The 13,801-nt window shown below is 56.3% G+C and carries 14 protein-coding genes; 11 read left to right on the forward strand and 3 right to left on the reverse strand.

What is annotated here, in order from left to right:
* Positions 1-74: 74 nt before the first annotated feature.
* Positions 75-974 carry a carboxylate/amino acid/amine transporter gene (locus CKK19_RS07845; protein ID WP_045309031.1) on the forward strand — a complete coding sequence of 300 codons (900 nt, stop codon included), beginning with the start codon at positions 75-77 and terminating at the stop codon, positions 972-974.
* Here the strand turns inward: CKK19_RS07845 and metR are convergent.
* Positions 862-1,815, reverse strand: coding sequence for an HTH-type transcriptional regulator MetR (gene metR / locus CKK19_RS07850; protein ID WP_015570000.1), 954 nt, complete (start codon positions 1,813-1,815; stop codon positions 862-864). The two genes, CKK19_RS07845 and metR, sit on opposite strands and share 113 nt — an antisense overlap.
* 115 nt (positions 1,816-1,930) lie before the next feature.
* On the opposite strand from metR, the gene metE reads away from it, so the two are divergent.
* The gene (gene metE, locus CKK19_RS07855) at positions 1,931-4,192 is read left to right on the forward strand and encodes a 5-methyltetrahydropteroyltriglutamate--homocysteine S-methyltransferase (protein ID WP_063853761.1); all 2,262 of its coding nucleotides are present in this window, start codon (positions 1,931-1,933) and stop codon (positions 4,190-4,192) included.
* 47 nt (positions 4,193-4,239) lie between these two features.
* On the opposite strand, the gene CKK19_RS07860 is transcribed toward metE, so the two are convergent.
* Positions 4,240-5,046, reverse strand: a complete 807-nt coding sequence (locus CKK19_RS07860; protein WP_023305234.1) for a dienelactone hydrolase family protein — start codon at positions 5,044-5,046, stop codon at positions 4,240-4,242.
* 259 nt (positions 5,047-5,305) lie between these two features.
* On the opposite strand from CKK19_RS07860, the gene udp reads away from it, so the two are divergent.
* The 9 genes from udp to tatD all read left to right on the forward strand — a co-directional run bounded on the left by udp (position 5,306) and on the right by tatD (position 13,216).
* The gene (udp, locus tag CKK19_RS07865) at positions 5,306-6,067 is read left to right on the forward strand and encodes a uridine phosphorylase (RefSeq protein WP_003860792.1); all 762 of its coding nucleotides are present in this window, start codon (positions 5,306-5,308) and stop codon (positions 6,065-6,067) included.
* A 139-nt stretch (positions 6,068-6,206) separates the two neighbouring features.
* Positions 6,207-7,664: a DNA recombination protein RmuC gene (gene rmuC / locus CKK19_RS07870; protein ID WP_023299053.1), complete on the forward strand. Its 1,458-nt coding sequence runs from the start codon at positions 6,207-6,209 to the stop codon at positions 7,662-7,664.
* Positions 7,665-7,730: 66 nt separating this feature from the next.
* Positions 7,731-8,486: a bifunctional demethylmenaquinone methyltransferase/2-methoxy-6-polyprenyl-1,4-benzoquinol methylase UbiE gene (ubiE, locus tag CKK19_RS07875; RefSeq protein WP_022646673.1), complete on the forward strand. Its 756-nt coding sequence runs from the start codon at positions 7,731-7,733 to the stop codon at positions 8,484-8,486.
* Positions 8,487-8,499: 13 nt separating this feature from the next.
* Positions 8,500-9,105 (forward strand): ubiquinone biosynthesis protein UbiJ, encoded by a 606-nt coding sequence (ubiJ, locus tag CKK19_RS07880; protein ID WP_022646674.1) that lies wholly within the window; start codon positions 8,500-8,502, stop codon positions 9,103-9,105.
* Positions 9,102-10,742 carry a ubiquinone biosynthesis regulatory protein kinase UbiB gene (gene ubiB, locus CKK19_RS07885; RefSeq protein ID WP_022646675.1) on the forward strand — a complete coding sequence of 547 codons (1,641 nt, stop codon included), beginning with the start codon at positions 9,102-9,104 and terminating at the stop codon, positions 10,740-10,742. The genes ubiJ and ubiB overlap by 4 nt, the downstream gene beginning before the upstream one ends.
* 76 nt (positions 10,743-10,818) lie before the next feature.
* Positions 10,819-11,073, forward strand: a complete 255-nt coding sequence (gene tatA / locus CKK19_RS07890) for a Sec-independent protein translocase subunit TatA (protein WP_022646676.1) — start codon at positions 10,819-10,821, stop codon at positions 11,071-11,073.
* A gap of 3 nt (positions 11,074-11,076) precedes the next feature.
* Complete coding sequence (tatB, locus tag CKK19_RS07895; RefSeq protein ID WP_022646677.1) at positions 11,077-11,619, forward strand: Sec-independent protein translocase protein TatB; 543 nt, start codon at positions 11,077-11,079, stop codon at positions 11,617-11,619.
* Positions 11,620-11,621: 2 nt separating this feature from the next.
* Complete coding sequence (gene tatC / locus CKK19_RS07900; protein ID WP_022646678.1) at positions 11,622-12,392, forward strand: Sec-independent protein translocase subunit TatC; 771 nt, start codon at positions 11,622-11,624, stop codon at positions 12,390-12,392.
* 41 nt (positions 12,393-12,433) lie between these two features.
* On the forward strand, positions 12,434-13,216 hold the full coding sequence (gene tatD / locus CKK19_RS07905; protein ID WP_063853760.1) for a 3'-5' ssDNA/RNA exonuclease TatD: 783 nt from the start codon (positions 12,434-12,436) through the stop codon (positions 13,214-13,216).
* Here the strand turns inward: tatD and rfaH are convergent.
* On the reverse strand, positions 13,213-13,704 hold the full coding sequence (rfaH, locus tag CKK19_RS07910; RefSeq protein ID WP_032626529.1) for a transcription/translation regulatory transformer protein RfaH: 492 nt from the start codon (positions 13,702-13,704) through the stop codon (positions 13,213-13,215). The genes tatD and rfaH overlap by 4 nt on opposite strands.
* Positions 13,705-13,801 lie beyond the last annotated feature (97 nt).

Consider the following 13,801-nt stretch of genomic DNA (forward strand, 5'->3'; position numbering starts at 1 on the left):
TGATTGTTTATTGTTCAGATGTCAACTAAAGAGTTCGCTACAATGCCTCTCCTTCTTTCTGAGAGACAAGCATTGTGGCGCTACTCATTATCACCACTATTCTGTGGGCCTTCTCCTTTAGCCTGATTGGCGAATACCTTGCCGGATCGGTCGACAGCTACTTTTCGGTGCTGATGCGTGTGGGGCTGGCGGCGCTGGTGTTCCTGCCGTTCCTGCGTACCCGCGGGCAATCGCTGAAAACCATTCTGCTGTACATGCTGGTAGGCGCAATGCAGCTCGGCATCATGTACCTGTTCAGCTTCCGGGCTTACGTCTACCTCTCCGTCTCGGAATTTCTGCTCTTTACCGTGCTCACGCCGCTCTATATCACGCTGATTTACGACCTGCTCAGCAGGCGCCGCCTGCGCTGGGGATATCTGCTGAGCGCGGCGCTGGCAGTCATTGGCGCGGCGATAATTCGCTATGACAAGGTGAGCGATCACTTCTGGACCGGGCTGATGTTCGTCCAGCTCGCCAATATCAGCTTCGCCATCGGGATGGTGGGCTACAAACGCCTCATGGAGACCCGCCCGATGCCGCAGCATAACGCGTTTGCGTGGTTCTATATGGGCGCGGCGATTGTCGCGATTGCGGCATGGTTTATGCTCGGCAACCCGCAAAAGCTGCCGACCACCACCGTGCAGTGGAGCGTTCTGGTCTGGCTGGGCGTGGTGGCCTCGGGGCTGGGCTACTTTATGTGGAACTACGGCGCGACGCAGGTAGACGCCGGAACGCTGGGGATCATGAACAACGTGCACGTGCCGGCGGGGCTACTGGTGAACCTCGCCATCTGGCAGGAACAGCCGCACTGGCCGAGTTTCCTTATTGGGGGAACGGTGATCCTGGCTTCGCTGTGGGTACATCGCCGCTGGGTCGCTCCGCGCTCCGCACAAACGGAAGATGGTCGCACGCGTGGTTCCGCGCTGAGCGAATAAACGCTTCCGTAATCGGCTGACGCTGCTCGCCGTCGCGCACGGCGGCGTACAGCCGGCTCCACAGTCCTTCACCCAGGGTTTTGGTAACCACCAGACCCTGGCGTTCAACCGTCTCGACCACCCAGTGCGGCAGCGCCGCAATTCCCATTCTGGCCGCCACCATCTGAATTAACAGCAGCGTGTTATCCACGCTCTTCAGCTGTGGGCTGATGCCTGCGGGTTGCAGGAAATGGCGCCAGATATCCAGACGACTGCGCTGTACCGGGTAAATCAGCAGCGTCTCCGTTGCCAGATCTTCCGGCGTGATACGCGTCTTGGCGGCCAGCGGATGGTCCGGGGCCAGCACCAGACGCACCTCAAAATCAAACATTGGCGAATAGTGCAGACCGCTGCGCGGCAAAATATCTGAGGTCATCACCAGATCCAGCTCACCCTGCTGAAGCGACGGCTGAGGATCAAACGTGACGCCGGACTTGAAGTCCATCTCCACCTGAGGCCACTTCTGGCGGAAGTTCTCAAGCGCGGGGGTCAGCCACTGAATACAGCTGTGACACTCAATGGCGATGCGCAGGGTGGTCTGCTGCGGCTCGTTGCAGGACTGCAACGCGCTGGCAATCTGCGGCAGCACCTGGTTCGCCAGCTGAAGCAAAATTTCGCCCTGCGGCGTAAAGCGCAAAGGCTGGCTCTTACGCACAAAAAGACGAAAGCCGAGGCGTTGTTCCAGATCGCTGAACTGGTGAGAAAGGGCAGACTGAGTCTGGTGCAGCGTGGCCGCTGCCGCCGCAAGAGAACCGCAGTTCCGCAACGCTTGTAGCGTTTTCAGGTGTTTTATCTCGATCATGAAAGTCCTTCACTTCGCCATGAACATTTTGCGCTTGAGGAATATACAGTACCTGCCAATTATAGATGTGTAAACATCTGGACGTCTAAATAACGAATTTCACAAGGGGCATACCATGACAATCCGCACTCACACTCTCGGTTTCCCTCGCGTTGGCCTGCGTCGCGAGCTAAAAAAAGCGCAAGAAAGCTACTGGGCAGGTAACGCCACCCGTGAAGAACTGCTGGCGGTGGGACGTGAGCTGCGCGCGCGTCACTGGGATCAGCAAAAACAGGCGGGCATTGACCTGCTGCCGGTGGGCGATTTCGCCTGGTACGACCATGTTCTGACCACCAGCCTGCTGCTTGGCAACGTGCCGGCTCGTCATCAGAACAACGATGGATCGGTGGATATCGATACCCTGTTCCGCATCGGCCGTGGCCGCGCGCCAACGGGTGAGCCAGCGGCGGCGGCGGAAATGACCAAGTGGTTCAACACCAACTATCACTATATGGTGCCGGAGTTCGTTAAAGGCCAGCAGTTCAAACTGACCTGGACCCAGCTTCTGGATGAAGTGGACGAAGCGCTGGCGCTGGGTCACCAGGTGAAACCCGTGCTGCTGGGGCCGATAACCTACCTGTGGCTGGGCAAAGTGAAAGGCGAACAGTTCGACCGCCTCAGCCTGCTGAACGACATTCTGCCGGTTTATAAGCAGGTGCTGATTGAGCTGGGCAAACGCGGCATTCAGTGGGTGCAAATCGATGAACCGGCGCTGGTGCTTGAGCTGCCGCAGGCGTGGCTGGACGCCTTCAAACCGGCGTATAACGCGCTCACCGGGCAGGTGAAGCTGCTGCTGACCACCTACTTCGAAGGCGTCACGCCGAACCTGAAAACCATTACCGCGCTGCCGGTTCAGGGTCTGCACGTTGACCTCGTTCACGGCAAAGACGATGTAGCAGAGTTGCACAAGCGTCTGCCAGTGGACTGGCTGCTCTCTGCCGGTCTGGTGAATGGTCGTAACGTCTGGCGTGCCGATCTCACCGAGAAATATGCACAAATTAAAGACATAGTCGGTAAACGTGAATTGTGGGTGGCTTCTTCCTGTTCCCTGCTGCATAGCCCGATTGACCTGAGCGTGGAGACCCGACTCGACCCTGAGGTGAAAAGCTGGTTTGCCTTCGCCCTGCAAAAGTGTGAGGAGCTGGCTCTGCTGCGCGACGCGTTGAACAGCGGCGACACGGCAGCGATTAGCGACTGGAGCGCTCCGATCCAGGCGCGCCGTCACTCGACGCGCGTGCATAACCCGGCAGTGGAAAAACGTCTGGCGGCCATCACCGCCCGGGACAGCCAGCGCCAGAGCCCGTATGAAGTGCGCGCCGAAGCCCAGCGTGCGCGCTTTAACCTGCCCGCGTGGCCGACCACGACAATCGGCTCCTTCCCGCAGACTACCGAGATCCGCAGCCTGCGCCTGGACTTCAAAAAGGGCAATCTGGATGCGAATCACTACCGCACCGGTATTGCGGAACACATCAAACAGGCGATTGTCGAGCAGGAACGTTTAGGTCTGGACGTGCTGGTGCACGGTGAAGCCGAGCGTAACGACATGGTGGAATACTTCGGTGAGCACCTGGACGGGTTTGTCTTTACCCAGAACGGTTGGGTGCAGAGCTACGGCTCCCGCTGCGTGAAGCCGCCGGTGGTAATCGGCGACGTCAGCCGCCCGGAAGCGATTACCGTGGAGTGGGCGAAGTATGCCCAGTCTCTGACCGACAAACCGGTAAAAGGCATGCTGACGGGTCCGGTGACCATTCTCTGCTGGTCGTTCCCGCGTGAAGACGTAACCCGGGAAACCATCGCCAAACAGATCGCCCTGGCGCTGCGCGATGAAGTTGCGGATCTGGAAGCGGCCGGGATTGGCATCATTCAGATCGACGAACCTGCGCTGCGTGAAGGTTTGCCGCTGCGTCGCAGCGACTGGGATGCTTACTTACAGTGGGGCGTGGAGGCGTTCCGCCTCAACGCGGCTGTCGCGAAGGACGATACGCAGATCCACACCCACATGTGTTACTGCGAATTTAACGACATCATGGACTCCATTGCCGCGCTCGACGCCGATGTGATCACCATCGAGACCTCGCGTTCAGACATGGAGCTGCTGGAGTCGTTCGAAGAGTTCGACTACCCGAACGAAATCGGGCCGGGCGTGTACGACATTCACTCCCCGAATGTGCCAAGCGTGGAGTGGATTGAATCGCTGCTGCAAAAAGCGGCCCAGCGCATCCCGGCGGAACGTCTTTGGGTAAACCCGGACTGCGGCCTGAAAACCCGTGGCTGGCCTGAAACCCGCGCGGCGCTGGCGAACATGGTGCAGGCGGCGCAGAATTTGCGTCAGGCTTGATGAAATGTAGGCCCGGTCAGGCGTAGCCGCCACCGGGCTTTTTGCTTTTACGCTTTTTTCCCGCCGTACTGGCTAAACCATGTCAGCATCCGCTGCCAGCCATCTTTCGCCGATTCCGCGTGATAGCTCGGACGATAATCGGCATTAAAGGCGTGCCCGGCTTCCGGATACACCACAATTTCCGCCTTCGCGTTTGCCGCCCGCAACGCATGGCGCATGGTCTCGACCGTATCAAGCGGGATCCCGGTATCCTGACCGCCATAGAGCCCCAACACAGGCGCATTTAAATCCGTGGCAATATCAACAGGTTGCTTCGGTGAATTCAGCGTTTTTTCACCCACCAGCTTGCCGTACCAGGCCACGGCCGCTTTTAGCTGCGGGTTATGCGCGGCGTACAACCAGCTAATGCGTCCGCCCCAACAGAAGCCAGTCACCATCAGACGATGCGCATCGCCACCGTTGCGCGCTGCCCAGCTGGCAACGTGGTCGAGATCGGCCAGCACCTGCGCGTCCGGCACTTTGTTGACCAGGTTGCTGAACAGCGTCGGGATGTCGCTGTAATCATTCGGATCGCCCTGACGGAAATAGAGTTCCGGCGCAACGGCCAGGTAACCCTCCAGCGCCAGACGGCGGCAGAGGTCGCGAATATGTTCATGAACGCCAAATATTTCCTGCACCACGATCACGATGGGCAGCGGGCCATCGGCGGATTTTGGCCGCGCGTGGTACGCTGGCATGTTCTCTCCCTGGGAGGGAATGGAGGTCTCGCCTGCGGTAATGGCCTCTTCAGGGGTTGAGACGATGGTTGAAGCATGCGGGGCCGCAGCAGGTGCAAAACCGGTTTTTTCAGTCATGGCATTCTCCGTACCAATGAATGGATTAGCGCAAAGATAAATATAGACACCAGGTTAACAACCCACAGTGCCTTATAGCGTCTATCTTTTGTGCAGCACCCGGCGATATAACTTGTTAATGTGATGTGAATCACCATTTTATGGAAATTAACTGCAATCATTTTCATTCATGGTGAGGTGTGTCACGAAATAATGCACATTGCTTCTGTAAAGTACCGTTTTACTTCTTCTGACAAACCGACCCACAGAGGAGTCACCTATGTCTAAGTCTGATGTTTTTCATCTCGGCCTCACTAAAAACGATTTACAAGGGGCTACGCTTGCTATCGTCCCTGGCGATCCTGAGCGTGTGGAAAAGATCGCCGCGCTGATGGATAAGCCGGTTAAGCTGGCAGCGCATCGCGAATTCACCACCTGGCGCGCAGAGCTGGACGGTAAAGCGGTGATCGTGTGCTCTACCGGTATCGGTGGCCCGTCTACCTCTATCGCCGTTGAAGAGCTGGCACAGCTGGGCATTCGTACTTTCCTGCGCATCGGCACCACAGGCGCCATTCAGCCGCACATCAACGTGGGCGACGTGCTGGTTACCACCGCATCCGTGCGTCTGGACGGGGCAAGCCTGCACTTTGCACCGATGGAATTCCCGGCAGTGGCTGATTTCGAATGCACCACCGCGCTGGTTGAAGCGGCGAAATCCGTGGGCGCCACCACCCACGTGGGCGTCACTGCATCTTCCGATACCTTCTACCCGGGCCAGGAGCGTTACGACACCTTCTCTGGTCGCGTGGTGAGCCGTTTCAAAGGCTCAATGGAAGAGTGGCAGTCGATGGGCGTCATGAACTACGAAATGGAATCTGCGACGCTGCTGACCATGTGCGCAAGCCAGGGTCTGCGTGCCGGTATGGTGGCGGGCGTTATCGTCAACCGTACCCAGCAGGAGATCCCGAACGCTGAAACCATGAAGCAGACTGAAAGCCATGCGGTGAAAATCGTGGTTGAAGCGGCGCGCCGTCTGATCTAATTCTCTCTTCAGTGCTAAAAGGCCGACATGCTCGGCCTTTCTTTTTTGCGTAACGCCTCGCAGGAAAACCCTTTCAAACTGGACGTTCATACAGCACAATTCTATTTTGTGCGGGTTACACGTGGATGCAGGGGGCATTGTGGATATCTCAATCCTGGTTTATGCGGTAGTTGCGCTGGTGAGCGTGGGGATTGGCTGGCTCATTTGCGGCTACCAACATGCTCAGCAGAAAGCCGATCAGCTGGCAGAGCGCGAAGAGATCGTCGCCGAACTCAGCGCGACGAAACAACAGCTTGCGCTGTGTGACCACTGGCGCGATGAGTGTGAACTGCTCAATAACGAACTGCGCAATCTGCGCGACATTAACACCTCGCTGGAGGCCGATCTCCGGGAAGTGACCACCCGCCTTGAATCCACCCAACTGCACGCCGAAGACAAAATCCGTCAGATGATCAACAGCGAGCAGCGTCTTAGCGAGCAGTTTGAGAACCTTGCGAACCGCATTTTTGAGCACAGCAATCGCCGCGTGGATGAGCAGAACCGCCAGAGCCTGAACAGCCTGCTGACGCCGCTGCGTGAACAGCTGGACGGCTTTCGCCGTCAGGTGCAGGACAGCTTTGGTCAGGAGGCTCGCGAGCGCCACACGCTGGCGCATGAGATCCGTAATCTCCAGCAGCTGAATGCGCAGATGGCTCAGGAGGCGGTTAACCTGACGCGCGCACTGAAAGGTGATAACAAAGCGCAGGGAAACTGGGGCGAAGTGGTCATGACGCGCGTGCTGGAGGCCTCTGGCCTGCGTGAAGGATACGAATACGAAACGCAGGTCAGCATTGAAAACGATGCGCGCTCGCGAATGCAGCCGGATGTCATTGTTCGTCTGCCGCAGGGCAAAGATGTGGTTATCGACGCCAAAATGACGCTGGTGGCCTATGAGCGCTACTTCAACGCGGAAGATGACTATACCCGCGAAACAGCGTTGCAGGAGCATATCGCCTCCGTGCGTAACCATATCCGTCTGCTGGGCAGAAAAGATTATCAACAATTGCCGGGGCTGCGATCGCTGGATTATGTGCTGATGTTCATTCCGGTTGAGCCAGCCTTCCTGCTGGCGCTCGACAGACAGCCCGAACTGATCACCGAAGCGCTGAAAAATAACATTATGCTGGTCAGCCCCACCACGCTGCTGGTGGCGTTACGTACCATTGCCAACCTGTGGCGTTATGAGCACCAAAGCCGAAACGCGCAGCAGATTGCCGATCGCGCCAGCAAGCTGTACGACAAAATGCGGCTGTTTGTGGACGATATGTCCTCGGTGGGGCAAAGCCTGGATCGCGCGCAGGATAACTACCGCCAGGCAATGAAAAAACTCTCCTCCGGGCGCGGCAATTTGCTGGCGCAGGCGGAGGCGTTTCGCAGCCTGGGGGTGGAAGTTAAACGCGAGATTAATCCGGAACTGGTGGAGCAGGCTACGGCTCAGGACGAAGAGTTTCGTCTGCGTGAAGGCGATGGTGAGCAAAATAGCCGCAATGAAGACAATGGGTTAGCGGCGAGTTTATCCCCCGAAGCGCAGTCGGCGCGTTTCTTTCACGGTGGTTGAAACGTAGGGCAAATGCGCCCAATCTGTTACACTTCACGAACATTTGACTGATTAGCAGGCTCTGAGATGGTTGACGATTCACAAGACACAACGCACTTTGGCTTTCAGACTGTCGCCAAAGCGCAGAAAGCTGACATGGTGGCCCACGTATTTCATTCCGTGGCGGCGAAGTACGATGTGATGAATGATTTGATGTCGTTTGGCATTCATCGCTTGTGGAAGCGCTTCACTATTGATTGCAGCGGCGTGCGCCGTGGACAAAAGGTACTGGATTTAGCCGGCGGCACAGGGGATCTGACCGCTAAATTCTCCCGTCTGGTTGGCGAAACCGGTCGCGTGGTGCTGGCAGATATCAACGACTCCATGCTGAAAATGGGACGCGAAAAGCTGCGTAACATCGGCGTGGTAGGCAACGTTGAATATGTTCAGGCCAACGCCGAAGCGCTGCCGTTCCCGGACAATACGTTCGACTGCATCACCATCTCCTTCGGCCTGCGTAACGTGACCGATAAAGATAAAGCGCTGCGCTCTATGTACCGCGTGCTGAAGCCGGGCGGCCGACTGCTGGTACTCGAGTTTTCTAAACCGATTATCGACCCGCTGAGCAAAGCTTACGATGCCTATTCCTTCCACGTTCTGCCGCGCATCGGCGAGCTGGTGGCAAACGATGCAGAAAGTTACCGTTATCTGGCCGAATCCATCCGAATGCACCCGGATCAGGACACGCTGAAAGCGATGATGCAGGATGCGGAGTTTGAAAACGTGGAATACTTCAATATGACGGCGGGTGTCGTCGCGCTGCATCGTGGTTACAAGTTCTGAGTGGAGGTTTCCCGTGCCCATTAAACCCTTAGTCACCGCAGGCATCGAGAATGTACTGAATGCCTTTCTGTATCGCGCCCCGGCGCTGAAAACCGCACGTCAGCGGCTTAACGGAAAGGTGCTGCGTATCGTTTTAAAAGAGTTCTCGACGCCGCTTGTGCTGGTCTTCAGCGAACGCCAGCTTGACGTTCTGGGGGAGTGGGAAGGCGAGGCTGACTGCTCGGTGATTACGCACATGAGCGTATTGCCAAAACTGCGTGACCGTCAGCAGATGACGGCGCTTATTCGCAGCGGTGAGCTGGAGGTCGAGGGCGATATTCAGGTGGTACAGAACTTCGTTGCACTCAGCGATCAGGCTGAATTTGACCCCGCGGAACTGCTGGCGCCCTATATCGGCGACATCGCGGCTGAAGGGATAAGCAAAACGCTGCGCACGGGTTCCACTTTCCTGCGTAAAGGCCTGCTCCGTCAACAGCGCTATGCTGCCGAGGTGTTGACCGAAGAGTGGCGTATGGCGCCTGGGCCTTTAGAAGTCGCCTGGTTTGCAGAAGAGACCGCGGCAGTTGAGCGCGCAGTTGATGCGTTAACCAAACGGCTTGAAAAACTGGAGGGCAAATGACGCCTGGTGAAATTCGGCGCCTCTATTTTATCGTTCGCACCTTTTTGAGCTACGGGCTCGACGAGCTTATCCCCAGAATGCGTATCACCCTGCCGCTTCGGCTTTGGCGTCGCACGCTGTTCTGGATGCCGAATCGCCATAAGGATCAGGAGCTGGGCGCACGCCTGCGTCTTGCGTTGCAGGAGCTGGGACCGGTCTGGATCAAGTTTGGGCAGATGCTCTCAACGCGTCGCGACCTTTTCCCGCCGCAGATTGCCGATCAGCTCGCGCTATTGCAGGACCGCGTCGCTCCGTTTGACGGAGAGAGAGCGAAGAAACAAATCGAAGAAGCGATGGGCAATATCCCCATCGAGACCTGGTTTGATGATTTCGACATTCAGCCTCTGGCCTCTGCCTCTATTGCGCAGGTTCACACCGCGCGCCTGAAGGAGAATGGCAAAGAGGTGGTCATTAAGGTGATTCGCCCGGATATCCTGCCGGTTATCAGAGCGGACATGAAGCTGATCTATCGCCTGGCTCGCTGGGTGCCGCGTCTGTTGCCGGATGGCCGCCGTCTGCGTCCGCTGGAAGTGGTACGGGAATACGAAAAAACGCTCATCGATGAACTTAACCTGCTGCGTGAATCGGCGAACGCCATTCAGCTGCGTCGAAACTTTGAAGACAGCCCGATGCTGTATGTTCCTGAAGTTTATTCTGACTACTGCAGTCAGAACATGATGGTGATGGAACGTATCTACGGCATCCCGGTCTCGGACGTGGTAGCGCTGGAAAAACAGGGCACCAACATGAAGCTGCTAGCCGAGCGCGGCGTGCAGGTCTTCTTTACTCAGGTTTTCCGCGACAGCTTCTTCCATGCTGACATGCATCCGGGCAACATTTTCGTCAGCTATGAGCACCCGGAAGACCCGAAGTACATAGGCATCGACTGCGGTATTGTCGGCTCGCTGAATAAAGAGGATAAGCGTTATCTCGCCGAGAACTTTATCGCTTTCTTCAATCGCGACTACCGTAAGGTGGCCGAACTGCACGTGGATTCAGGCTGGGTTCCGCCAGATACCAACGTGGAAGAGTTTGAATTTGCGATCCGTACCGTCTGTGAGCCAATTTTTGAAAAGCCGCTCTCAGAGATCTCTTTCGGGCATGTTCTGCTCAACCTGTTCAATACGGCACGCCGTTTTAATATGGAAGTGCAGCCACAATTAGTTTTACTTCAGAAAACATTACTTTACGTTGAGGGCGTAGGCCGCCAGCTCTATCCTCAGTTAGACTTGTGGAAAACCGCGAAACCGTTCCTCGAATCCTGGATTAAGGATCAGGTCGGTATTCCAGCCCTGGTTCGCTCGCTTAAAGAGAAAGGCCCGTTCTGGATTGAAAAAATGCCAGAAATTCCTGAACTGGTTTACGACAGTTTGCGTCAGAGCAAGAACCTTCAGCACAGCATGGATAAAATCGCGCACGAGCTTCAATCCAGTCGCGTGCGTCAGGGGCAGTCCCGCTATCTCTTCGGAATTGGCGCGACGCTGCTGATAAGCGGCACGTTGCTGTTGATCAATCGTCCGGACTGGGAAATGATGCCAGCCTGGATTATGGCTGCCGGTGTGGTTGTCTGGCTTGCTGGCTGGCAAAAAACACGCTGAATTAGCGTCGCTATCGAGGGATTGCATACGTATAATGCGATCTGACTAATTAATCATCTATCACTGGGGAACACGCATGGGTGGTATCAGTATCTGGCAGTTAGTGATCATTGCCGTCATCGTTGTGCTGCTGTTCGGCACGAAAAAACTCGGATCAATTGGTTCCGACCTGGGCGCGTCAATCAAAGGCTTCAAGAAAGCCATGAGCGATGATGAGAATAAGCAGGAAAAAAGCGGTCAGGACGCTGATTTTACCGCTAAATCTATCGCCGATAAGCAGGACGAAGCCAAAAAGGAAGAGGCCAAACGTCACGATAAAGAGCAGGTGTAATTCGTGTTCGACATTGGTTTTGGTGAGTTACTGCTGGTCTTTGTGATTGGTTTGATTGTGCTGGGGCCGCAGCGTTTACCCGTTGCGGTAAAAACTGTCGTGGGCTGGGTGCGTGCGCTCCGTTCGCTGGCAACGACCGTGCAGAACGAGCTGGCGCAGGAACTGAAGCTTCAGGAATTTCAGGACAGCCTGAAAAAGGTTGAAAAGGCGAGCATGGACAACCTGACGCCGGAGCTGAAAGCATCCATGGATGAGTTGCGCGAAGCGGCTGAATCCATGAAGCGCTCATACAGCGTTAACGATCCTGAGAAGGCGAGTGATGAAGCAAACACCATCCATAATCCGGTGGTGAAGGGCAGCGAAGAGCAGCGCGAGGGTGTGACGCCTTCCAGCGCGGAACATCAGGCTGCTTCGCCAGAGCAATCGCCGCAGGAGCCCGAAGTGAAAAAGCAGGTGCCGCCGGAAGAGCCCGTGGTCAAAACGGCTGAGGTAAAACCCGCCGCGCCCGTTTCCGAATCATCCCCCTCGTCGAGTGATAAAGCGTAAACATGGCAGTAGATGATACTCAACCGCTGATTACGCACCTCATTGAGCTGCGTAAGCGTCTGTTAAACTGCATTATTGCGGTTTTCCTCATTTTTTTATGTCTGGTCTATTTTGCCAACGATATCTATCAGGTGGTTTCCGCACCGCTGATTAAGCAGATGCCGCTGGGCGCAACGATGATTGCAACGGACGTTGCTTCGCCGTTCTTTACCCCGATCAAGCTGACCTTCTGGGTGTCGTTGATTGCCTCTGCGCCGGTCATTTTGTATCAGGTCTGGGCATTTGTGGCACCCGCGCTGTACAGGCATGAACGCAAGCTGGTTATTCCGCTGCTGGTGTCCAGTTCGCTGCTGTTTTATATCGGTATGGCGTTCGCCTACTTCGTTGTCTTCCCGCTGGCCTTCGGCTTCCTGACGCATACCGCGCCGGAAGGGGTACAGGTGTCGACGGACATCGCCAGCTACCTCAGCTTCGTTATGGCGCTGTTTATGGCCTTTGGTGTCGCCTTCGAGGTGCCCGTCGCGATTGTCCTGCTCTGCTGGGTGGGGGTGACCACGCCGGACGATCTGCGTAAGAAGCGCCCGTACATCCTGGTGGGGGCATTTGTCGTAGGTATGCTGTTAACGCCACCGGACGTCTTCTCACAAACCTTACTGGCGATACCCATGTACTGCCTGTTTGAAGTCGGCGTATTCTTCGCTCGTTTCTACGTCGGAAAGGGGCGTACCCGGGACGAAGAAGACGAGCCGTCTGAAGAGACTACTAAAGAATAAAACCAACCGCCCGTCAGGGCGGTTGTCATATGGGGATACGTATGTTTGATATCGGGCTTAACCTGACCAGCGCCCAGTTTGCGAAAGACCGCGATGAGGTGGTGGCGCGCGCCTTTGCCGCCGGCGTGAACGGGCTGTTACTGACGGGAACAAATCTGCATGAGAGTGAGCAGGCACGGCAGCTGGCGCAACGCTATCAACACTGCTGGTCCACTGCAGGCGTGCATCCTCATGACAGCAGCCAGTGGACGCAGGAAAGCGCTGAGGCGCTTCATCGTCTGGCGGCTACGCCAGAAGTGGTTGCCATTGGCGAATGCGGGCTTGATTTCAACCGTAACTTCTCGACGCCTGAAGAGCAGGAGAAGGCATTTACCGCCCAGCTCGCGCTGGCTGCAGAGCTGGGGATGCCGGTGTTTATGCACAGTCGCGATGCGCATGAACGTTTTCTGGCGCTACTGGACCCCTGGCTGGAGAAACTGCCAGGCGCGGTGTTGCACTGCTTTACGGGCTCCCGTCAGGAAGCGCTGGATTGCCTGAACCGCGGGCTTTACTTGGGTATCACGGGCTGGGTGTGCGATGAGCGTCGTGGGCTGGAGCTGCGCGAGCTGTTATCCGTAATCCCGGCCGATCGTTTGTTGCTGGAAACGGATGCGCCGTATCTGTTGCCCCGGGATATGCAGCCCAAACCGGCATCACGACGTAACGAACCGGCTTATCTGGGACACATTGCTGAGCGAGTGGCGTACTGGCGCGGGGAAGATGCGCAGTGGCTGGCAGCCCAAACCGATGACAACGTGCGTCGTCTGTTCGGCGTGCAGTTTTAAACTTTGCGGAAATCGGTGTTTTTAACGCTCTGCAACACCTCTTTGTTCAGCAGGTTGAGCAGCAGCATAGAACGCGCTTCACCGTCTGGTTCAGCGAAGATGGCCTGTAACCCTTCAAAAGCGCCTTCGGTGATCACCACGCTGTCCCCGGCATAAGGGGTTTCCGGATCGGTAATATCTTCAGGCTGCTGGTAGACAGAGAGCTGATGAATAACCGATGACGGTACTCTTGCCGGATGGGCGCCAAAACGCACAAAATGGCTGACGCCGCGCGTGGCGCTGATCGTCGTGGTGTGGATCACTTCGGGGTCGAACTCAACGAACAGGTAGTTCGGGAACAGAGGCTCACTGACGGTCGTGCGTTTTCCACGCTGCATTTTTTCAAGCGTGATCACGGGCGTCAGGCAGTTAACAGACTGACGTTCAAGATGTTCCTGTGCGCGCTGAAGTTGCCCGCGTTTGCAATACAGTAAATACCAGGCCTGCATAATCACTCTTCCCATTGTTCGGGGCGCAAGCATACCAAAACCCTGGCGGGATCGCTAAGGTGATTATAATGGCGAAAAAGAGAGTAAGTCGTGGAAG

It is taken from the genome of Enterobacter sp. CCUG 70166 (assembly GCF_020224095.1).
GTDB lineage: Bacteria > Pseudomonadota > Gammaproteobacteria > Enterobacterales > Enterobacteriaceae > Enterobacter > Enterobacter intestinihominis.